This window comes from Kitasatospora sp. NPDC059673 (assembly GCF_042734215.1).
Classification (GTDB): Bacteria; Actinomycetota; Actinomycetes; order Streptomycetales; family Streptomycetaceae; genus Kitasatospora.
In genome coordinates, this window is the sequence record NZ_JBHWEN010000002.1 from 150073 (window position 1) to 170727 (window position 20655).

The 20655-nt window shown below is 70.0% G+C and carries 17 protein-coding genes; 8 read left to right on the top strand and 9 right to left on the bottom strand.

All coding sequences use genetic code 11. The features are described 5' to 3' along the window. The first annotated feature begins 3 nt into the window (after nucleotides 1-3). On the top strand, nucleotides 4-1233 hold the full coding sequence (locus tag ACFV18_RS03035) for a glutathionylspermidine synthase family protein (RefSeq protein ID WP_380478576.1): 1230 nt from the start codon (nucleotides 4-6) through the stop codon (nucleotides 1231-1233). 216 nt (nucleotides 1234-1449) lie between these two features. Then, nucleotides 1450-1611 (top strand): hypothetical protein, encoded by a 162-nt coding sequence (locus tag ACFV18_RS03040; protein WP_380478578.1) that lies wholly within the window; start codon nucleotides 1450-1452, stop codon nucleotides 1609-1611. 78 nt (nucleotides 1612-1689) lie between these two features. On the opposite strand, the gene ACFV18_RS03045 is transcribed toward ACFV18_RS03040, so the two are convergent. After that, nucleotides 1690-4524 carry an AAA family ATPase gene (locus ACFV18_RS03045; RefSeq protein WP_380478579.1) on the bottom strand — a complete coding sequence of 945 codons (2835 nt, stop codon included), beginning with the start codon at nucleotides 4522-4524 and terminating at the stop codon, nucleotides 1690-1692. A 750-nt stretch (nucleotides 4525-5274) separates the two neighbouring features. Between ACFV18_RS03045 and ACFV18_RS03050 the strand changes: the two genes are divergently transcribed. After that, nucleotides 5275-5769: a DUF5709 domain-containing protein gene (locus tag ACFV18_RS03050; RefSeq protein WP_380478581.1), complete on the top strand. Its 495-nt coding sequence runs from the start codon at nucleotides 5275-5277 to the stop codon at nucleotides 5767-5769. Between the two features lie 33 nt (nucleotides 5770-5802). On the opposite strand, the gene ACFV18_RS03055 is transcribed toward ACFV18_RS03050, so the two are convergent. Continuing rightward, on the bottom strand, nucleotides 5803-6555 hold the full coding sequence (locus ACFV18_RS03055; protein WP_380478583.1) for a carbon-nitrogen hydrolase family protein: 753 nt from the start codon (nucleotides 6553-6555) through the stop codon (nucleotides 5803-5805). A 278-nt stretch (nucleotides 6556-6833) separates the two neighbouring features. After that, on the bottom strand, nucleotides 6834-7394 hold the full coding sequence (locus ACFV18_RS03060) for a chloramphenicol phosphotransferase CPT family protein (protein ID WP_380478585.1): 561 nt from the start codon (nucleotides 7392-7394) through the stop codon (nucleotides 6834-6836). A 579-nt stretch (nucleotides 7395-7973) separates the two neighbouring features. On the opposite strand from ACFV18_RS03060, the gene ACFV18_RS03065 reads away from it, so the two are divergent. Then, nucleotides 7974-8189, top strand: a complete 216-nt coding sequence (locus ACFV18_RS03065; RefSeq protein WP_380478587.1) for a heavy-metal-associated domain-containing protein — start codon at nucleotides 7974-7976, stop codon at nucleotides 8187-8189. Between the two features lie 686 nt (nucleotides 8190-8875). Then, the gene (locus ACFV18_RS03070) at nucleotides 8876-9898 is read left to right on the top strand and encodes a GNAT family N-acetyltransferase (RefSeq protein WP_380478589.1); all 1023 of its coding nucleotides are present in this window, start codon (nucleotides 8876-8878) and stop codon (nucleotides 9896-9898) included. A gap of 214 nt (nucleotides 9899-10112) precedes the next feature. Here ACFV18_RS03070 and ACFV18_RS03075 read toward each other — a convergent pair whose 3' ends face one another. Beyond that, nucleotides 10113-10958, bottom strand: coding sequence for a spermidine synthase (locus tag ACFV18_RS03075; protein ID WP_380478591.1), 846 nt, complete (start codon nucleotides 10956-10958; stop codon nucleotides 10113-10115). A gap of 199 nt (nucleotides 10959-11157) precedes the next feature. Between ACFV18_RS03075 and ACFV18_RS03080 the strand changes: the two genes are divergently transcribed. After that, nucleotides 11158-12111, top strand: a complete 954-nt coding sequence (locus ACFV18_RS03080) for an alpha/beta hydrolase (protein ID WP_380479239.1) — start codon at nucleotides 11158-11160, stop codon at nucleotides 12109-12111. 177 nt (nucleotides 12112-12288) lie between these two features. Here the strand turns inward: ACFV18_RS03080 and ACFV18_RS03085 are convergent, their stop codons facing one another. The 4 genes from ACFV18_RS03085 to ACFV18_RS03100 form a co-directional block, all read right to left on the bottom strand. Beyond that, complete coding sequence (locus ACFV18_RS03085; RefSeq protein ID WP_380478593.1) at nucleotides 12289-13401, bottom strand: AI-2E family transporter; 1113 nt, start codon at nucleotides 13399-13401, stop codon at nucleotides 12289-12291. Between the two features lie 1009 nt (nucleotides 13402-14410). Next, a complete protein-coding gene (locus ACFV18_RS03090; RefSeq protein ID WP_380478595.1) occupies nucleotides 14411-15112 on the bottom strand; it encodes a glycerophosphodiester phosphodiesterase in 702 nt (233 codons plus the stop codon). A gap of 197 nt (nucleotides 15113-15309) precedes the next feature. Continuing rightward, on the bottom strand, nucleotides 15310-15723 hold the full coding sequence (locus ACFV18_RS03095; protein WP_380478597.1) for a molybdopterin-binding protein: 414 nt from the start codon (nucleotides 15721-15723) through the stop codon (nucleotides 15310-15312). Between the two features lie 333 nt (nucleotides 15724-16056). After that, nucleotides 16057-17400 carry an ROK family transcriptional regulator gene (locus ACFV18_RS03100; protein ID WP_380478599.1) on the bottom strand — a complete coding sequence of 448 codons (1344 nt, stop codon included), beginning with the start codon at nucleotides 17398-17400 and terminating at the stop codon, nucleotides 16057-16059. 84 nt (nucleotides 17401-17484) lie between these two features. On the opposite strand from ACFV18_RS03100, the gene ACFV18_RS03105 reads away from it, so the two are divergent. Further along, entirely contained in the window at nucleotides 17485-18678 is a 1194-nt protein-coding gene (locus tag ACFV18_RS03105; RefSeq protein WP_380478601.1) for an MFS transporter, read from the top strand. Nucleotides 18679-18927: 249 nt separating this feature from the next. On the opposite strand, the gene ACFV18_RS03110 is transcribed toward ACFV18_RS03105, so the two are convergent. After that, complete coding sequence (locus ACFV18_RS03110; protein ID WP_380478603.1) at nucleotides 18928-19572, bottom strand: class I SAM-dependent methyltransferase; 645 nt, start codon at nucleotides 19570-19572, stop codon at nucleotides 18928-18930. A gap of 180 nt (nucleotides 19573-19752) precedes the next feature. On the opposite strand from ACFV18_RS03110, the gene ACFV18_RS03115 reads away from it, so the two are divergent. Next, nucleotides 19753-20655, top strand: a complete 903-nt coding sequence (locus ACFV18_RS03115; protein WP_380478605.1) for a deoxyribonuclease IV — start codon at nucleotides 19753-19755, stop codon at nucleotides 20653-20655.

Below are 20655 nucleotides of genomic sequence, written 5' to 3' on the forward strand. Positions count from 1 at the left end.
CTGATGCGCCGTCACACCATCACCCCCCGCCCCGACTGGCTGGCCACCGTCGAATCCCAGGGCCTCGTGTACGCGATGTGCTCCGACCCGTGCAACCAGGGCGGCCCACATCCCTACTGGGACGAGAGCGCCTACTACGAATTCTCGCTGCCCGAGGTCGAGGCCCTGGAAGAAGTCGTCGAGGAACTCCACGAACTCTCCCTCGCCGCCGCCGACCACGTGGTACGCACCGGCCGCTTCGCCGACTTCGGCATCACCGACCCCCGGCTCGCCGCGGTCGTCGCAGAATCCTGGCACCGCCGCGACGAACAGCCCAGCGTGTACGGCCGATTCGACCTCGCCTACGACGGCACCGGCCCCGCCAAGCTGTTCGAGTACAACGCCGACACCCCCACCTCGCTGATCGAGGCCGCCGGACCGCAGTGGTTCTGGCTGGAGGACCGCTTCCCCGACGCCGACCAGTGGAACTCCCTCCACGAACGCCTGATCGCCTCCTGGCACCGTCAGAAGCACCTGCTGCCGCCCGGGCCCGTGCACTTCGCCCACTCCCGCGGCGACACCGAGGGCGAGGACTGGCTGACCACCCTCTACCTCCAGGAGTGCGCCGAACAGGCCGGACTGCAGACCGTCGGCATCGCCATGGAGGACATCGGCTGGGACGGCCTGACCGGCCGCTTCGTCGATCTCGAACACCGCTTCATCCGCTCCGTGTTCAAGCTCTACCCCTGGGAGTGGCTCGCCGAGGACGAGTTCACCGACCAGCTCCTCGACGTCATCGACCTCGGCGGCGGCACCGGCTCCACCCTGTGGATCGAGCCCGCCTGGAAGATGCTGCTGTCCAACAAGGCGCTGCTGGCCGTCCTCTGGGAACTCAACCCCGGCCACCCGAACCTGCTGCCCGCCTACCTCGACGGCCCGCGCGAGCTCGCCGACCCCGACGGCCCCGGCTACGCCGCCAAGCCGCTGCTGGGCCGCGAGGGCGCCGGCATCCGCATCGTCGAACCGGACGGCACCCAGACCCGTCTCGCCGACTGGGCCGGCGACCCGGACCGCTACGGCGCCGAAGGCCACTGCTACCAGCAGTACCACCCCCTCCCCGACTTCGACGGCAACCGTCCCGTCCTCGGCACCTGGGTCGTCGACGGCGAATCCGCCGGCCTCGGCATCCGCGAAACCGACGACAGCCCCATCACCCACCAGGGCGCCCGCTTCCTCCCGCACGTCATCCGCTGAACTCCTTCTCCTTTCGACCTGCCCTGTCGACCTGCCCTGTCGGCGTGTCCCGCCAGCATGTCCCGTCGGCGTGTCCTGGCGGCGGGTCCTGCCGACCCACTCCTGCCACTACGCACTCTTCGCCGCGCCGGATGGGTATCCCCTACGCATTGATCAGCCCACCGTCCCACCGCAAAGCTGGTATTCGCTCTCCCCACCCCCAGTCAGGAGATCCGGATGACCCGCCGCGAACGCTTCCGCCTCTACGCCAGCGAGCACTTCACCGCCCTCGCCGAGCACCCCACCCCGCGCTGCCCCCGCCGTGGCTTCGTCGAACGCCAGACCCGCCGTGCCACCCTCTCCCACCTCGCCCGCCTGACCCCTCGCCCGCGTCCCTGAGCCCTGTGGCTCCCCGGCCCGGCGGCTCTCCGCCCGCACCCGCCAACTCGGCACCCGCGCCCATCGGCTCACCGGCCGTCATGTCGCTGCCAACGCCTCCGCCACCTCCTTCCGCCCCACCCCGAGCTTCCGCAGCACGCTCGCCACGTGGTGCTCGACCGTGCGCGGCGACAGGAACAGCGCCTGGGCGATGTCCTGGTTGCTGATCCCCTGCCCGACCAGTTCCGCGACCTGTCGCTCGCGTGGCGACAGTGCCTCGCCGTAGCCCCGCCGCCCCGGCGACGCCATCCGCCCGAGACCAAGATCACGCCGGACGTGTTGGCAGCGTGCCGCGTCGGACGCGGCCCCGAGCGTGGTGAACGTCGCCTCTGCGGCGGCCAGTCGCTCGGCCGCACTCTGCGCATCGTGCTCGGCCAGCACCCGGGCCAGCCGCTCCTCCGCACGGGCGGCCTCGTACGGGCGGCCGATCGCCCGCCAGGCGTCCCGCGCCCGCCCAAAGGCCCCGGCCGCGCCGTCGCCGCTGCCGACGCCGTCCAGCAGGTAGCCCCTGGCCAGTTCGAGTCCGGCGTGCGCCGCCGGCGCATCGACGCCTTCCAGCGCCTCCGCCGCTTCCTCGGTGAGGTGACGGGCGGCGTCGATGTCGCCGACCGCTCGTGCGGTTTCCACCGCCACCGGCAGCAGCTCCGCGCTACGCGCCCAGGCCCCCGCCTGCCGCAGGATCGCCACCGCGGGCCCCACCACCGCAGCAGCAGCCGCCCCGCCGTGCTCGGCCAGTTCGAGCGAACCAAGACCGGCGGCAGCCCGCAGCGCGGCGGTGACCTGCGATTCCCGCTCGCCGTACCTGGCCGCGCTGGTGAACTCTGCCCTGGCCACCGCCAGTCTCCCCCGGGCGGCCGCCAACCGGCCCAGCAACATGGCTCGTTCGGCGCCCGCCATGGCCACGTCGGGAAACTCTGTCCCCAACACCGCGAACCGTTCTTCGAGCCCCTGCCAGCGCCCCGCCAGCCCGTCCAACCGCAGCAGGGCAATCCGGCTGTAGCACTCCAGGTAGGCGATCGCAGCTTGCCGGGCCAGCGCCCGGCTCTCGGCGAGCAGCCGACCCGCCTGCTGGTCGTGCCCGGTGTCGAGAGCGATGTCGCCGACGTTGTACAGGGCGCGGGTGGTCTGCCGGACCACCTCGGGGTTGGTGGAGTGGCGCGGCAACCGATCCAGCTCGGGCCACAATTCGGGGTCGCCCTCCCGGGCCTGAAAGGTCAGGAGGGTGGCCCGGTAGGCAGCGGTGACCTCCTCGTCCGGTTCCATCTCCAGTGCGGCCGCAGCTTTCGCCATGCGTTCCCGGGCGGCGGCACCGGCGCCGGCGCGTTCGTTCATCGCGAGCGCGAGCAACGCCCGCGCCGCCCGTGAGGGACGCTCGGCAAGTTCATCGGCAGCGCGCTCGATCTGCGCGAACCCCGCACGGTCACCGCCCTGAACGGCCATCCGCAGACCGAGTGTCAGCCGGATCTCGCCCCGGTCGCCGACCGGCAGACGGGGGTCGGCGATGATGCCGGCCAGCGCCGCGGTGCTTGCTGCGTCGTCGGCGGCGTTCGCGGCGATCGCCGACAGGGCCCGGGCAGCCCGCACCCGCCGCTCGGACACCACATCCGTGTCAGCCAGCAGTTCGCGCAGCAGCAGCCCGGCCGCCGCCGGATCACCCTGCTCCGCCGCCTGCTCGGCCGCTGCTTCGGCCACCTGCTGCCATGCCTCCCGGTCACCGAGCGCCCGGGTGTGTGCGGCGATCCGGGCGAGCGGCTGTGGCTCGTGGCTGCGCAGCACAGCGATCGCCCGCCGGTGCAGCGCCGACCGCAACGGACCCGGAATACGCCGGTACGCCACCTGCCGGACCAGTTCCCTGCGGAAGGCGTACCGGGCTGCGGTGGGCTCGCCCAGCACCCCCGCCCGCAGCGCCTCCACCAGGCCCGCCGCCACCCGTTCGGCCGACAACCGCGCCACCTCGCCGATCATCTCCTCCCCGGCGGGCTCGCCCAGCACCGCGGCTGTCTCCGCCACCGCGAGCGCGTCCGGTCCGAACGTGGACAGCCGTTCGGTGACCGCGTCCCACAAGCCCCGCGGTGGCTCGGCGGCGGTCAGCGCCGCAACGGGTTCCGGGTGCGGGCCGCTGTCACGCAAGGCCGCCAGGTCCTCCAGGACGACCGCCGGCAGGCCGCCAGACCTCTCGCCCAGCACGGCCGCCAGCCCCGGCACCACATCAGCGCCCCACTCCTGGCCGACCAGCTCCCGCACCTCGGCTTCTGCCAGAGGCCCGAGCTGCATCGTCCCGCCGACCACCCCCGGCGGGCAGCGGTAGGCCGCACCCAGCACCGGCGCGCCTGCCACCGTCTCCTCCGCCCGGTAGGTCACCAGCAACGACAGGCCCGGCAGCGGATCCCTGGCCAGCAGCAGCAACAGTTCGCGGCTCGCCCGGTCCGCCCACTGCGCGTCCTCGATCAGCAGCACCACGCCGCCCAGTGCGCCGAGCAGCGCCCGCACGCCCTGCACCAGCCGGTACCGGTCGTCGCCGCCCTCGACCTCCTCCGGAAGCCACGCTCCGAGATCCGGCAGCCACGGCCGAAGCGCACCGGCGCTCGGCGGCAGCTCCGCCACCTCGGCAAGAAGCGGACCGCTGCGTCGCAGCGCATCGAGCACCGGCCCGTACGGCGTCGGCTCGGGCCCGTACGGCGTCGGCTCGGCGAACGGATGGCAGTGCCCGGTCAGCACCCGCCCCGGCGCCACCCCGGCCTCCGCCAACGCCTGTCGCACCAGCGCGGACTTGCCGGCGCCCGCCTCACCTTCCACCAGTACCACCGAAGGTGCCGCCCGCACGGCCGCAACCAGCCGTGCCAGCTCTCGCCGCCGCCCGACGAACTCCGGCATTCCTCCGACCCTCAACACCGCGCACCTCCTCCGTCAACCGTTCCGATCTCGCCAGCCAGCAGACCACATGGCCTCCGCGCCGCTCATCGTGCCCTGTTGCACCAGCCTCCCATCACCGCCGGCCCAGTCCGTCGGCCACTTCGCCGCATCACGTCACTGACCAGCGGATCCGCTCTCCGGCACCGGTGCTGGCCTGCCTCATCAACCCTGTCTACTCGAAATAGCCAGACCCGAACCGGCACCGTACCTCCCTCGACCACTGCCCCCGCTCACTCACCTCCGCCTCGCCGTCCGCCGCCATTCCGTCCACCCCCGTTGCCATCGCGGCCCCGGACCCCGGCCACGGCCCCACCACCACCTGTCGCCGCACCGTTCCTGCCCGCAGGCTCTCCCGCTCGCTCAGCTCTCCCATTGCCGACCGCCTCCCGACGCTCGTTTCCTGCACCGACCACCCCACTCCACCTCCCTTCAGCCGCCCCGCCCCGCACGTTGACGCCATCGCTACGCCGACGCCGTCCGCCTTGACGCTTCCCTGAGCAGCACAGACCTCCTCCGATCCACGCCGCGAGGGCGTGTCTCCCGCCGTGAGCCGCGCGAACGGCGACGCCACCCAACGCCCGGCTGGCCGGCCGTCCCGCACCGCCTTCTCAGGCCGCTGCCACCGCGCCGTGTTGCGAGCCGGGTGGCTCCCTGGCGAGCATGAAGAAGCTGGGTGGGACCTCACCCCGAGTGACGAGGACAGGTGCTGTCATGACCGACTGGGACGCCCAGGACCCGGAACCCGCCGAGGACGACGGCGTTCTCGAACCGGCCGACTCCCTGCTGACGGACCGGCTCGACAACGACCCGCTGGACACCGGAGTCATCCCTCCCGATGGGTACTACGGTGCGACCGCGTACGGCACAACACCCGGGGAGGCCGCACGCGGGGAGTCCCTGGACCAATTGCTGTCCGAAGAAGAACCCGACGACACCCCGGAGACGGTCGACGACCGTTGGACCGAAGGGCCGTCCCCGCGCGCCGGGCGCCTGGTAGAGGACGGAACCGACACCGCAGGCTCCGACGTCGGCCCCGACGGCGGGGCGGCCAGCGCCGAGGAGGCCGCCGTGCACCTGGTCTACCCGGACGAGGACGCCGAGGCCGAGTTCGACGACGCCGTGCCCGACGAGCCGCTGCGCGAGGCGGTCCAGTTCACTGTTCTCGACGACTTGGCCGACCGGGTGCCCGACGACAAATACCGCTGACGCCCAGCACCCACCGCCGGCTACCCGCCTGTCTCAACTGCTCATCTCCACCTCCAGGTCACCCACCAGCACCTGCGGACCGGTCTCGTCCGCCTCCGCCACCACAGATCCGTCCGGAGCCCACACAGCACTGCCTCCGCAGCCCGTCCACGGCCCGGCAACGCCGACATGGTTGGCCAGCATCACTTGCATACCGGTCGCCTTCGCTATCGCCGGATGCACCGTCCGCCGCTCTTCCCTCCCGCCCTCGGTGCCATAGAGAGAACTGGCGAGATGCACCTGGCATCCCAGCGCCGCATTTCGTGCCGTCACCTCCGGGAAGTGGTTGTCGAAACAGGTGGCCAGTGAGAAGCCGATCCCATCCAGCCAGAACCGGCCGCCACCGCTGCCCGGGGTGAACACCTCCTGCTCGTTCTCGTACAGGTGCTCCTTCGCGTACGTCGTCACCACGCTCCCGTCCGGCCCGTACACGGTGCTGACGATCTGCGGTCGATCCCCCGGCCCCGCAGCGGGGCCGTTGACCACCACTGCGATGCCGATGCCCCGCACCGGGTCGAGCCTCACGTCATCCGGCTCCGTCCACAGCCCCCGATCTGTGGCTATCATTCCGAGCTCATATCCGGTGAGGCACAACTCCGGACCGAACACCACAGACGCGCCAGCCTCTCGCGCCCGCTGCGCCAGCGCCGTGATCTGCTCGACGTTCGCCCCCACATCTCCCGGCACACATTCGAACTGAGCCGCCGCCACCCGAACTTGCCTCACGCCGTTCCCCTTCTCCGACACACCGTCACCTCGTCTTTTTGATCAGCCCGTCACCACGGCTCGCCCGAGCTCGAGTTGCAGACCACCCGCCACGGCCGGACCCCTGACGACAGCTCTCGCGGATCTCCCTGAGCTCCCGCCCCCCAAGTTCTCCCCGCCCAATGAGGACAGTTCGAGGGACATCGCATGGCGTCCGGACCTGGCCCCCAGCGGGCTCCTCAGTCGCCAATCGGCTCGCTCTGGTTCGCTTACTCCCTCGTCTCACCCATTGGTCGGATGGCTGTCTCGGATGCCGGGGGCTACCGACCTATGCCTTCTCGCAGCCGTCCGAAGGCGGTCGAGTCTGGCTGGTTGGGCAGAAACGCTTTGATCTGCTCGGCGCACTCACGCGGCGAGTACGCTCCACTGTCACATTCGAAGTCGTAGTCGCCGTGACGGTGCACCAGGTCGTACTGGTGGGCCGCCAGACCGGGCGGTCGGTCACCCCGGACTACCTCACGCCGCGTTAGCTCCTCCACGTCGCAGCGAACCCCGACGAACAAGACTCGGTAGGGCCTGAGCACATCCAGACAGTCGGACAGCCGCCACGGCTCACTCAGGACGTGGTCAACGATCACACTGTTGCCGACTTCCGCCATCGCGGCGATCGACCGGTGAAATCCCTTCCTGGTCCGCTTCAGCGCTTCGTCGAACTGGGCCTGCTCCAGCGGACGCCTGGTCCGCATGGCGTTGAAAGTGTCGACGCCGAGATGGAACCAGATCTCATCATCGAGAATGTCCAGCAACTCACGCGCAATGCTCGATTTTCCCGAGCTGGACGTGCCATTGAGAAAAATAATGCGCCCCGCCGATCCACTCATTTAATCACCTTCCATGTTCGCTCCACTGATGATTATCATCCTGGACAGTCCAGGCCTGACGTCGCCGCCAACCAGTCAGCCTTCTGCGCCAGAAACCGCATGCCGATCCAGAGATCGACGAAACCGGTACATCTCCCCTTGGCCGGCCAGCTCCAGGTAGGCCAATGACACCGGTGTCGCACCGAGCATCCACCCTCCGAGCTTCGCAGCCCGATCCGGTTAACACTTCCACCGATCAGCTCCTGACACTTCCCGGCGCCAAAGCGAGCATTCTATATGGCTTTCACCCCATGCCCCTATGACCCGAAACCTGTCGATCAAATCCACACATTGCGAACATTTCCAGCAGGCCTGATTGCCAAGGCATGACCGCCAGAGACGGACGAAAGCCGCCACGCTTCGCTCTGCCCCGCGCCCACCGGCGCGGGCGCCCTTCCTCCGCTGTCGAGCAACCACTCATTGGGGGCATTTGGCAGTGCGCCCCGGTGCCTCCCTCACGACGCGCCCGTTGAGCACCACGGCGGCGCCCCGCACAGTCGGACGACCCGCCACATCCGACCAGGTCAACGGAGGTAACCCATGTCCATCACCACTGCCTTCACCATCGAAGGAATGAGCTGCGGCCACTGCGAACGGACCGTCACGGCCGAGTTGACTGCGCTGCCAGGCATCACCGATGTCATCGTCGACACGCAGGCCGGCCAGGTCACCATTGAGTCGGCCCAGCCCTTGGACGATGAGCAGGTCCGATCTGCCGTGACCGGAGCCGGCTTCGATCTCGGCGACCGCATCTGACTCACAGCGCCCCCTTAGGTGCCCGAGGCGCTAGAGGCCGGCGCCCCCGTGCGCCGGCCCGGCACTCCGCCCGCTCATTGGTCGACACCTCCTTCCGGGTTCGCTGCCGCCGGTGGCATTTCTACCGCTGCCGAGTCAGCACCAACCGCGCTCGAGGCCGATATTTACAGATGCACTCTTTCGAGTAATTCAGCGTAACCTGCCCCCAGCCGTCGACGTACCGGAAACCGTTGCGCATCAAATAAATGCTTATCGCCAAAACCTCACGACGCGCAGACCGTTTCCACAGCGACTAGCAGCACAGTCGCACGACGGATGATCCAGCTCGGCATGCATACGCCACCGCCCAACGACGGCTCTCGGGACTGCCGATATCCTGGCCGCGCCAGGCCCGCGAAAGAATCTCCGAAAAATACTTTGCGAACCATCCGCCAACCTCTCTAAGCTTCGGGCCACTGACGGTGGATCAGCTCTACCGACGGTCCAACGCACGGCCAGCCACAGAGTGGCTTCGCACCCGCGTTGCCATATGCCGAGAGGAGGTCCTGTGATGGTTCCAATAACTCAGCTCCGTCCCACGGCGCATCCGATCACCCCCGCGTCCAGCTGACACGCCGTCCCTTGGGCGGTCGCCACGGATCATCGCGGTCGGGCTGCGTCCCCTACTCCTCTTCCTCGGAGACACTGTGATCTTCCGCCCGATCGTCCCTCAAGAGCTCGACGCGGTCCTGACCTGCCTTCGGTCCGACCCGTCTACCACGATCTCCGCCAAGCTCGTCCGCGCCCGCATCGCCGATGGCGAGTACCGTCCTGAATGGATCTGGATCGCGGAGGACGGCCCTGGACGAGTGCCGTTGGCACTCGCCATCTGGTGGGGCATGCCCGACGACGCCTGTCCGCGCAGCTTGGACGCCCTGTTCACCACCGACACCCTGTTCATCACGAAGGCGGCCACAGCTCTCACAGCCCTCGACACCCTGGGGTCGGCAGTGCACCAGCCACCCAGCGATCCTCGCGCTGCGGTCGCCGCCGCTCTGCTCACCGCAGCACACCAGGTCTTCGCCGCAGACGGCCTGGCCGTGCCACCGGAGTACCACCTGCTGCTGCCACCGAGCTGGCGCGGCCAGCCCGAGGCTGCGGCAGCAGTGGAGTGGCGCAGCGAGGCCGCGAAGGTGGCCGGTCTCCGCCTCGCCACCGAGCGTCTCCGTTTTGAGTGGAACGCGGAGCGACCGGTCCCCACCCTGTCCGACCGGCTGGTGTTCGCACCGGAACCCGATGACGAGGTCTTCGTCGACCTTTTCCGCCGGGCCCTGCCCGGAAGTCTTGATGCGGCCACCACACGGGAGGCACTGCTTCTCGGGCCGGCGAAACAAGCACGGAACGATGTCGCCTTCTACCACCACGACATGCTCGGCGAACGCTCTTGGTGGCGAATAGCTCGAACGCCCACGGGGCAGGTGGTCGGCTTCGGGATCCCCTCACGCAACTCCACCACTTCTGTGGTGGGTTATCTCGGAGTCGTTCCCGAGTTCCGCGGACGGGGTTTCGTGGCCGAGATCCTCGCCGAGGTCACCAGAGTCCTCGTCGCCGAGGCTGAGGAACCTGTCATCCGCGCCGACACGGACCTCACCAACCATCCCATGATCGCCGCTTTCGAACTTCTCGGTTACCGCGAAACAGCGCGCCGGCTTGTTCTCTCCGCGAACTGATCAGCCCGACCACACGACCAGTCCGCCCAACCATGCGTGAAGTCGGCTGGACGGTCCGCCCACGCCGCCGTTTCAAGTGGTCCGTCCAGCCGATTCTCAGTCTCTGTCCGCCCCGCCGACCAACTCTTGATCCTTCACCCTCGCCGCCCACGGAAAGGAGCTCGCCATCAAGTACGACTTCCTGCACAGCAGCCCGCGCGGCCCGCTGTCCACGTCAGCTCAACGAAAACGCCCCGGCCGGTGGCGGCGGCGAATCCTCGGCAGTCGCATCCGTGACCGGCTCGGAAGCCTGCTGCGGCGATTCCGTCAGCCGGGCGGGGAAGGGGTCGGAGGCGAGCCGCCGACTCAGCTCCCCCGTGGGCAGCGGCTCATCGGAGCCGATCAACAGAACGTTCCCGTACCGCCGGCCCCGCAGCACGCTGGGCTCGGCCACCAGACAAACGTGAGCAAAGACCGCGGCGACGGTGGCCGCCTGGGCCTTGGCGAATGCGAGTGGCGGGCCATCTGCGAGGTTCGCCGCGTAGCACCCGCCGGGCCTGAGCGTGGCGGCGGCCAGCCGGACGAACTCCACGCTGGTGAGGTGCGCCGGCGTCCGCGAGCCACGGAAGACGTCAGCCACCACGACGTCGAATGTCCTCGGCACCACGGATTCGAGTGCCGAGCGGGCATCGCCGACCACCACGTCGATGCCGGACGGCCACGGAAGGTGCTCCGCGATGAACTCGGTCAATGGCCCGTCGACCTCGACCACTTGCTGCCGCGAGCCGGGCCGAGTCTGCGCCAGGTAGCGGGGCAGGGTGAGCGCGCCACCCCCGAGGTGCAGGACATCGAGCGGCTCTCCGGCGTCCGCGACCACGTCAAGCAGGTGGGCAATCCGCTGAACGTACTCGAACTCGAGGTGCGTGGGGTCCTGGAGATCGACATACGACTGCGGGGTGCCATCGAGGGTGAGCAGCCAACCGCCCTCGTCGTCGATGTCGGGCATCAACTTGGCTGTCCCCAGCGCCACCTCGCGCTCGACGGGGCGCGGGTCCGGCAGGCCGGCGGTCGGACCGGTCATCGGACAGCCCTCCAATACGTGGCAGGAGGGAGAACGATTGAGGAGGGGGCAGCCATGCGGGCAGCTTAGGCCCGACCAGGGCAGTCTTCCCAAACGGAGCGATCTACCGACCGGTATGGTCGCGGAAGCGGCACCGCCCTGGACGGCCCGGGGTGGCGCAGCAGAACAGGAAGCAGAACAGGAAGTGGGTGTGGCTGACATGGAGTTCCGCGAAGACATCCTGGGTGCCCCGTACGAGGCGGCGGAGCTCCCACTGGCCCCTGACGAGGAAGGAGAGGTCAGCGCCACGCTGGTCCGCAGGTTGGTTCCGGGATCCCGCCAGGCGGTGCTGTATTTGCACGGCTACACCGACTACTTCTTCCAGACCCACCTCGCCGACCACTTCATCGCCGCCGGCTATTCCTTCTACGCCCTGGACCTACGCAAGTACGGCCGGTCGCTTCGGCCCCACCAGTCACCCAACTTTGTCACTGACCTCGCGTCGTACGACGAAGAACTGGACGAGGCGATCCGCGTGATCCGGGAACTCGACGGCCACAGCCGAGTCCTGGTGAACGGGCACTCCACCGGTGGGCTGGTGGCGGCGCTGTGGGCGTCCCGGCGTGATGGGCGTGGGCTGGTCGACGGCCTTTTTCTCAATAGCCCGTTCCTGTCGATGCCTGCCTCACCCGCAGTTCGCACTCTCGGGGCGCCGGCGCTCGATGCCCTCGGCCGGGCCGCCCCCACCCGGAAACTGCCCGCGCCGCTCAACCCGCACTACGTCCACAGTCTTCACCGGGAGCACCGTGGTAGCTGGGATTTCGACCTGGCTTTGAAGCCGGCTGAGGGCTTCCCGCTCTACGCCGGCTGGCTGGCGGGGATCCAGCGCGGGCACCGCACGATCCGGCGCGGGCTCTCCGTCAGCTGCCCGATCCTGATGATGGCTTCCACCGCTTCCACTGTCACCAGCCGGTGGGATCCCGCACTGATGCACACCGATGCGGTCCTGCGAGCCGACGACATCGCGGCGCTCGCACCACGTCTCGGCCCGCACGTCACCACCATCCGTATCGAAGGCGGTATCCATGACCTGGTCCTCTCGGCCGAGCCGGTCCGGACCCAGGTGTTCACCGAGCTGGACCGCTGGCTCACCGCCTACTTCCCCGCTCCCTGACCGTTTCACCACCACCGGGGCAACCAACCACCCGGTCCCGATGGTGACGCAGACGACCATCGACCCGTATCGACCGCGATCTCAACTGGGAGGCCATCGCTGATCAGCGGTCAGATCTGCACCTGTCCGAAAACGCCCGACCATACCCGCCATCGCAAGCTCTGATCGGCGAACACCTCAGCTCTCGGAACGCTGTCGCCTGCGACGGCTCGTGGACACTCCCGGTGTCCCCGCGCCGCCGCGCAGCACAGACACCACACCAAGGCCGGCCGCGCTGACCGGAACGGCAAGCAACGCACCGATGATTCCGGCGATCCCGGAGCCGGCCACCACGGCAATCATGATCGTCGCCGGGTGGAGTTCGACGGTCCGGCTCTGAATGACCGGCTGAAGGACGTTGCCCTCGATCGCTTGCACTGCCAGCACCACGCCAAGAGCCCAGAGGGCGGTGCCGAGACCGCCGTTCGCCAGCGCCACGAGTACCGCCAAAGTCCCGGAGAGAAAGGCCCCTACGAACGGAATGTAAGACCCCATGAAAACGAGAGCGCCCAGTCCGGCCGCACCCGGGACACCGAGGAGCAGCAGTCCGATGGAGATGAACGTCGCGTCAATCAGCGCGATCAGCGTGGTGCCACGCATGAAACCGGCCATAGCCGCGAAGGCCTGCTGACCACAGGCGATCACCGTGTCGGAGTGCTTGCCCGGCATCATTTCGTGAATGGCGTCGGCGAACCGATGGCCATCGCGCAGGAAGAAGAAAACCAGCGCGAGAGCCAGCACTCCTCCGGTCAACACTTGAGTGACCAGGCCGAGTCCCGACAGCACCCCGTTGGCGAGTGAATCCACCAGATTACTTCCCGAGCCGGCGCTCTGCCGGAGGGCGTAATGGATCCTGTCGCCGAGTGGTCCGAGCCACGAGGCGATCCGGTCACCCGCCTGCTGGAGTCCCGCAGCGATCTGTGGGGCGCTGTCCACGAGAGAGTTGACGAGCAGTGCGATGGCGCCGGTGACAACAAGCACCAGGGTGGCACAGGTCAGTCCGGCTGCCGTGCCGCGGCCTACACCCCGGTTCACCAGCCACGGCATCACCGGGTAGAGCAGGGCGGTGGCCAGGAGTGCAACCACCATCGGAATGGTCGCCGCTCTGAGTTCCACGACCACGAACACCGCGATCCCGGCAACGGTGATGAAGAGGATCACCGCAGCCGACCAGGCGGCAGCGGAACGAATGGATGGCGGCAGCATCAGGGCCGGCCTCCGATCGTCCGGCGCCGCAACTCGGGTGGCCACCACCGCACCTGTTTCCGACGAACCCTCAGCATCTATGGAGGTGTATTCACTTGGCGTCGACCGCTCGCCAGTTGCTGGCACCGCACCGGAATGGCCCCGGCCGCTCTCCCCGGTTTTCCCACCGGAGACAGTGCCGTCATCCTGCCCTCCGCTGGCCCCACCGGCTGCACCATCATCGGCTGGACCGGCGTCTCCACCAGCGGATGGTCTGCGATCATCTGGTCCCGGCGCGCCGGAGTTGTCATCCGGGCCGGCCGCTGACGGGCCACGATTCGGGTCGTTCACACTGGGTTGCTCGGGGCCATCCTCGCCGCCGGACGGTGTCGGCGGCCCGGCGTGCTCGTCCGGTTCGTGTGGTTCCGGGGAGCCCTCCGTTGCCACCGCCACCTCCGCCGCCCACGCGCCGCCGTGATCGTGTCATTGCAGCACATATCAGCCGTCACAGCAGGTAGTCGCCTGTGGGGCGGCGCGCCGCCGCTCGCGCTGCCGGCGAACGGGCCATCAACTTGTCCGGGCGACCCGTCTCCGGCCCGGAGCCCTATCACCCACCACACCCTCGCACTCCCCAACACGCTGCCGGATCGGCAGGCAGATCGGACACACCGTGACCTCACTTGCCATCACTGTCTGCACCACCACCCTCACCCTCCTCGCCAGGGCGGCCGCCCGGGTCTCTGACGTCGCACGAAAGAAGGCACGCTGGCGCCTCCCCCGACCGCTCGCTCGCGAGCCCGACAGCAGCGGGATGTCACGAGGCTCACCGAGCCCGGAGACTCGGCCCACGGCGGGCACCGCACGCAGAACACCGCCGCTGCCCGCACACCGACTCCGGAGTCAGAGCGAGGCCCGGCATCTTACTGTCGAGCCCGCGATCGGCTTCAGCATGGCGAAGGTCGACAAGGGCCACGCCGGCGGTACCGACGCCGACGTCGAATCGATGCAGCGCGGCGACAGCACAGCGGCCGCCCCGGGCCGGGCCCGGCCGATGGCGTGGCCCGAGCGCGGTGGCTCAGCGGGCGTGCTGGTCGATCGTCCGGCGCAGCAGGGCCACCCGGTTGGAGGTCAGCGAGTCGACGCCGAGGTCGAGCATTCGTCGCATCGTCCTGCGCAGGTCGACGGTCCAGGTGGCGAGGGCGAGGCCGGCGTCGTGCACGGTCGCCACCAGTCGCTCGTCGACCAGTCCGAAGGGCGGATTGAGGTAGCTGGGGCGCAGTTCGTCCAGCAGCCGCTGCTTGGGCAGTTGAGGTCGGTTCCAGGTCAGCGAGATCTCCGCCTGGGGTGCGAGCTCCCGGACGGCGAGCATCGCGGCGACGGGTCCGCAGAATGCGACGCGGTCGGTCAGGCCGAGATCGCTGACGGTCCGCCAGGTCGCGGCGGCCGGCTGGGCGTCATCGAGATCGATCAGCAACTGTCGGCCGTCGGTCTGCGCGACGATCGGGAGTACCTCGGCGAGGGCGGGGATCCGCAGACCGGGTGTGGCCAGTTCCGCGAGCTGTTCGGAGGTCACGCGGTTGATCGGGCGCGGGTCGTTCCAGAACCGTTCCAGGGTCCGGTCGTGGAGCAGGACCGGAACACCGTCCTTGGTGAGTTGGACGTCGACCTCCACGGCGTCCGCTCCCGCCGCGAGGGCGGCGCTGACCGCCGGCAGGGTGTTCTCGCGGTGCTGGTACGGGTCACCACGGTGGGCAACGGCGCGCACGCGGCTCTTCAACGGGGTCGTCCTCTCGCACGGTCGGGTGGCTCACACCACCGGCCGCCTCGCCAGCGGTGGGCCGCAGAACTCCGCATCCTAGGCCGCGCCCGTTCGACGCTGTGCAGGTACCTCCGATACCTGGCGGCAGGTATCGTGCCGGGCCGACCCGGGAAGCCGCTGCACCAGCGGCATCGGTTCACCGGCCGGGCAGCGGGTCAGCGGCGCTCGACGACGACGTTGGTCGACTTGATGACGGCGGTGGCGGGTGCGCCGGGCACCAGGCCGAGTTCCTCTGCGGAGTCGCGGCTGATCAGCGAGACCACTCGGAACGGCCCGGCCTGGATCTCCACCTGTGCGGCCACGTCACCCAGCACCACTGCGGTCACAATCCCCGGGAATCGGTTCCTGGCCGAGGACCGGCCTTCCGCCTCACTGTTCTCGGGGCGCGCCAACTCACGGGCGAAGGCGGCGAGTTCGGCCCCGGCAATGATGCGGTGCCCGTGCTCGTCGCGGGTCGCCGGCAGTCGCCCCGCGTCCACCCACCGCCGCATGGTGTCGGCGCTCACCCCGAGCATCGAGGCCGCCTCGCCGATGCGGTACGGGTGGACAGGCAGGTCGGGGATGGCCATGGATGCAGCTCCTGGGCGGCTCGCGAAAGGAGGGACAGACTCCGTCATCCTGCCGTACCGGCAAGCAGCCCGGTACGCACCCCACCTCCGGTATTCCTCGAACCGCCGTCCGGGCGCACGCGGCCGGGCCTCCGGATGCGCCCCGGCCTCGACCGCGCCGCACCTCCCGGCGACCACGCCCGTGCAGCAATCAGCGACTGCTCCACCTCTCCAGTCCCGCCAAGGCCTTGCTCACCCCCGGCCCACTACCCATACGGGGACTGCCCGCCCCAGCAACCCGCCAGCGGGACAGAACGCCGGCACCCAGTCCGCGTATTGGCCACGGCTGGAGCTTCACTCGCCTCCGAACAGCTCGCGCCGTACCGCGTCCCCGGCGGTCAGCACCGCGCCGGCGAGCACGGCGCCGCCACCGGCCGTGCCGGCGCGGACCTCGGTGGCGAGTGGGGAGAGCCGAGCGAGATGGCGCTGGACTCGGGCAGCCAGTTCGGGGCCGCCTGCCTGGCCGATCTCACCGCCCAGCACCACACAGCCCGGGTCGAGCACCACGCAGATCGAGGAGGCTCCGACGGCAATGCGTCCGGCCAGTTCCTCCAGGAAGTCGTCGGCCCCTCCGCGGACAGCAAGTCGCACGACGGCTTCGGCCCCGGGCTCCGACCCGTCGGGCTCGGCCTCCAGGCCGTGGCGGGCACCGAGTTCGCAGATCGCGGCGCTCGAGACCAGCGAGTGGAAGCCACCGTCGCATCGGGTGGCGTCCGGCAGGCCTCCGGTTCCGGGGATGGGCAGGAACCCGATCTCGCCGGTGCCGCCGGAGGCTCCGCGCCGCAGCCGGCCGTCCAGGACCACCGATGCGCCGACGCCGTGGCCGAGCCAGATCAGGGCGAAGTCCTTCCGGTCCTGGGCGGCGCCGATCCGGTGCTCGGCGATCCCGGCCAGGTTCACCTCGTTCTCGAGGATCACCTCGGTCCCGCGGCGTGCTCGCAGGGCGGCAAGCAGCTTGGCGTGCCACTCGGGCAGCTTCCCGGAGTTGTTGAGCGCGCCGCTCACCGGGTCCACCAGACCGGGCGCGCCGACCGCGACGGTGTGCAGTTCCTTGGCGCCGGCTGCGGCGGCGGTCGCGAGCAATGCTTCGACGGTCCGCTCGACGAGCAGATCGCCGTCCCCCGCCCCTCCTTCTGCGGGCACGGCCGCTCCCGCCCCGGTCGGCATCGACGCACCGTCGCCGCCTCCGACTGCCCCTGCCACGTCTGCCGCCCCGTCGGCGAACGTCAACGGCCGCCCCAGCCCCCCGGCCTCGCTCGGCACTGGCGTCGGCGCTGGCGTCGATGCCGGCGGCGCCGCGATGGTGGCCGTGCCGAGGGTGCGTCCGGTCAGGTCGGCGACCACCAGGCTGACGCCGGTGGCGCGGATGTCGATCCCGGCAAGGTGCGCGCGATCGGCGACCAGCCCGTACAGCCGGGCGTTGGGGCCGCGACGGAGTGCGGCGCTCTCACCGGCCTGGGCGACCAATCCGCTGCGCTGGAGGCGTTCGAGCAGGTCGGCGACGGTGGGCCGGGAGAGCCCGGTCAGCGTTCGCAGGTCGGATGCGGTGAGCGGGCCCCGTTCGAGCAGCAGGTCGAGGGCCAGCCGGTCGTTGATGGCCCGGGCGGTGCTCGGCGTCGCAGTGCGAGCGGTCGTCATGAGCCTGCATCCTTCCAGAGGTTTCTATCAGGCAGGGTCCCTGATAGTTTATTCGAATCCGACCGACCCAAGGGGGAGCCCGGCATGGGCGAAACTCTCAAGGATGTCCGGCGCGCAAGGCTGAGCGTGGCGCTGGTGTTCGCCGTCCACGGTGCCGTCACCGGCACCTTCGTCACCCGCATCCCGTGGATCAAGGACCAGCTGGACTTGAGCCCCGGTCAGCTCGGTCTCGCGCTGGTGTTCCCGGCGGTCGGTGCCTCGCTCGCGATGCCGCTGGCCGGAAGCATCGTCCACCGCTTCGGCGCCCGGGCCGCGTTGCGGGGTCTGCTGTCGCTGTGGTGCCTCTCGCTGGCGCTGCCCGCGCTCTCGCCGCACTTGGTGGTCCTCTGCCTCTCGCTGTTCCTCTATGGCGCGACGTCCGGCATGTCGGACGTGGCGATGAACGCCCAGGGCGTCGAGGTCGAAAAGCGGCTCGGCCGGTCGATCATGTCGGGTCTGCACGGGATGTGGAGCCTGGGCGGCCTGGTCGCCTCCGGCTTCGGCGTGCTGGCGGCGCATCGACAGGTGGACGCCCGGATCCAGTACGCGGTGACCGCACTGGTTCTGGTCCTGCTCGCACAGGTGGTGTCGCGCGGCGTGCTGGACGTCCGGCCGACCGCCGACGAGGAGGCACCGCCCCGCTTCGCACTGCCACCGAAGGAGGCGCTGGTCATCTGCCTGGTCGGCTTCTGCGCGGTCTTCGCCGAGGGCGCGTCGATGGACTGGAGCGGCGTCTACCTGCGTGACATCACCGGCGCCTCCGCATCGATTGCCGCCGCCTGCTTCACGGCCTTCGCCGCCACCATGGCCGCAGCCCGCCTGGCGGGCGATGCGGTGATCCGACGCCTCGGCCCGGTGCGCACCGTACAGGTCAGTGGCGTGGTCGCCGGCGTCGGCGGTCTGTTGGTGGTGCTTGCCCACAGTCCGTACCTGGCGATACCGGGGTTCGCGCTGATCGGCATAGGCATCGCCGTAGTGGTTCCGCTCGCGTTCGCCGCCGCCGGACGGGCCGGCAGCAACCCGAGCCAGTCCATCGCCGGCGTCGCCACCATCACGTACACCTCCGGCCTGGTCGCCCCGGCCGTGGTGGGCGGCATCGCCCAGGCGAGTTCGCTGACGGTCTCGTTCCTCGTCGTCACGCTGCTGGCGGCCGCCCTGATTCCGTCCGCCGCGGCCATGCGCCAGCGCACGTCGGCGGACCCCACGGCCGCGTCCGGCTCCCTGGAACCCACGCGCTGAGGCTGTCCCCGACCGAACCGGCGACCGAACCGGCGGCCGAACCGGCCACTGACCCGCCGGGTGAGGGGCACGGGGTGGCCGCCCCGCACCCCTCACCGCGCCGGCGCGTCCCCGGCCCGGGCCTGCGCCCGAATCAGAATCGACCGGCGTACCGCGCGCCACAGACCCCACCCACACACAGCACGCACCCGCGGGCCCTACGTGGCCGGCCCCCACGCACCCAGCCCCCCACGTGCCCAGCGCCGCGTCTCAATCCGTCCGACGCTGCGTGACCCGCCAGAGCCGGCGCGGCAGATCGCCCTCCTCGAACGGTTCGATCTCTGCCGGGCCCCAGCCCTCCGCGAGGCGGTCCACCAGTTCCCGCGAGAAGAAGTGCACCGCGAAACCGCCGTGCTCCCAGATGTCGTCGCCATGGTCGATCCCGGCCCCGTAGTGCGCATCGCCGGTGTGCCGCACGGTGTACACGAGTGCACCTCCGGGCCGCAGCACCCGCCGTACCTCCCGGGCCAGGGCCTCCAACTCGGTTGTGGAGAGCGCCATGCAGAACAGCATGTGCGCGTACACCGTGTCGACCGACCCGTCCGGCAGCTGCAGCGGCCGGCGGACGTCCTGCACCAGGGTGGTCACCGTCAGACCCTCGGCTTCGGCCCGTGCGGTGAGCTGGCCGAGGGCGACGGGGCTGAAGTCGGCTGCGGTGACGGTGAAGCCCTGGCGGGCGAAGAACAGCGCGTCACGTCCATGGCCGGCGCCGAGTTCCAGGACGGCTCCCCCGGGCGGGGATACCGCGGCGGCGTACTCCGCCGACTCCGACGGCCGGTCCCCGTACATGCCGGGGTGCGCGGAGTACGTACGCTCCCAGTGCTCGCGCTGCGCCCGCGACAGTGACTTGTCCATCTGCTTTCTCGCCTCTCCGTCCCGTGGCCGCCCGTCAGCCACCCGGCCAACTCTGCCCGACCTGATCCAGCCGGCCACCCCGCCCGGCCGGCTCCCCCGAGTTGCCGGCCGCCGTAGCGAAATGGCCGCTGCCGACCCCGGTGACCTGCTGGTCCATCCTGCCGTGGGATGCTCGTGGTCATGCATTCCGGCCCGCGAAACCCGATCGGCGCCCATGTTCCCGTTGCCGGAAAGGGTCTGGCGGGGACGGGGCTGGCCTACGCCGCCAAGGTCGGTGCGGAGGCGGTGCAGGTGTTCGTCGCCAACCCGCGCGGGTGGGCCACTCCGGCCGGGAATCCCGCGCACGACCTGGCGTTCCGGACGGTCTGCGCGGAGCAGGGCATCCCGGCGTATGTCCACGCGCCCTACCTGATCAACTTCGGCTCCGGTTCGGCGGCGACCCGCGAACGTTCGGCCGAGTCGCTGACGCACTCGCTGCACCGCTCGGCGGCGATCGGCGCGCTCGGCGCGGTGGTTCACACGGGTTCGGCACTGTGCGGCACCCGGGAGGAGGCGTTGGCCCAGGTTCGCTCGCAGCTCCTGCCGATCCTGGACGGCCTCGACCGGTACGGGGACGAAGCCCCTTGGCTGCTGCTGGAGCCGACGGCCGGCCAGGGCAGCTCGCTGTGTGCCCGGATGGAGGACCTCGCCGCCTACCTGGACGCGCTCGACCACCACCCGCTGGTCGGCGTCTGCCTGGACACCTGCCACGCCTTCGCCTCCGGTCACGACCTGGCCGCCCCGGGTGGGGTCGACGAGCTCTTCGACGCCCTGCATCAGGCCGTCGGCCCGGACCGGCTCCGGCTGATCCACGCCAATGACTCGCAGGATGTGGCCGGTGCCCGCAAGGACCGCCACGAGAACATCGGTGCCGGTCACATCGGCGCCCCCGCGTTCCGGGCTCTGCTGGCGCACCCGGCCACCGCAGGCGTCCCGCTGATCATCGAGACCCCGGACGGCCGCCACGACCCCGAGCGCGTCGAAGGTGTCCGGCACGCCGCCGACATCGCCCTGCTGAAGCAGCTACGCCTCCCGGCCGTCTGA

Excerpts from the sequence above, each read along its gene's own strand:
- ACFV18_RS03095 (WP_380478597.1), bottom strand. The coding sequence starts at position 15,723 with ATGGCCATCCCCGACCTGCCTGTCCACCCGTACCGCATCGGCGAGGCG.
- ACFV18_RS03060 (WP_380478585.1), bottom strand. The coding sequence starts at position 7,394 with ATGAGTGGATCGGCGGGGCGCATTATTTTTCTCAATGGCACGTCCAGC.
- ACFV18_RS03105 (WP_380478601.1), top strand. The coding sequence starts at position 17,485 with ATGGGCGAAACTCTCAAGGATGTCCGGCGCGCAAGGCTGAGCGTGGCG.
- ACFV18_RS03080 (WP_380479239.1), top strand. The coding sequence starts at position 11,158 with ATGGAGTTCCGCGAAGACATCCTGGGTGCCCCGTACGAGGCGGCGGAG.
- ACFV18_RS03110 (WP_380478603.1), bottom strand. The coding sequence starts at position 19,572 with ATGGACAAGTCACTGTCGCGGGCGCAGCGCGAGCACTGGGAGCGTACG.
- ACFV18_RS03050 (WP_380478581.1), top strand. The coding sequence starts at position 5,275 with ATGACCGACTGGGACGCCCAGGACCCGGAACCCGCCGAGGACGACGGC.
- ACFV18_RS03045 (WP_380478579.1), bottom strand. The coding sequence starts at position 4,524 with ATGCCGGAGTTCGTCGGGCGGCGGCGAGAGCTGGCACGGCTGGTTGCG.
- ACFV18_RS03040 (WP_380478578.1), top strand. The coding sequence starts at position 1,450 with ATGACCCGCCGCGAACGCTTCCGCCTCTACGCCAGCGAGCACTTCACC.
- ACFV18_RS03100 (WP_380478599.1), bottom strand. The coding sequence starts at position 17,400 with ATGACGACCGCTCGCACTGCGACGCCGAGCACCGCCCGGGCCATCAAC.
- ACFV18_RS03075 (WP_380478591.1), bottom strand. The coding sequence starts at position 10,958 with ATGACCGGTCCGACCGCCGGCCTGCCGGACCCGCGCCCCGTCGAGCGC.
- ACFV18_RS03035 (WP_380478576.1), top strand. The coding sequence starts at position 4 with ATGCGCCGTCACACCATCACCCCCCGCCCCGACTGGCTGGCCACCGTC.
- ACFV18_RS03065 (WP_380478587.1), top strand. The coding sequence starts at position 7,974 with ATGTCCATCACCACTGCCTTCACCATCGAAGGAATGAGCTGCGGCCAC.
- ACFV18_RS03115 (WP_380478605.1), top strand. The coding sequence starts at position 19,753 with ATGCATTCCGGCCCGCGAAACCCGATCGGCGCCCATGTTCCCGTTGCC.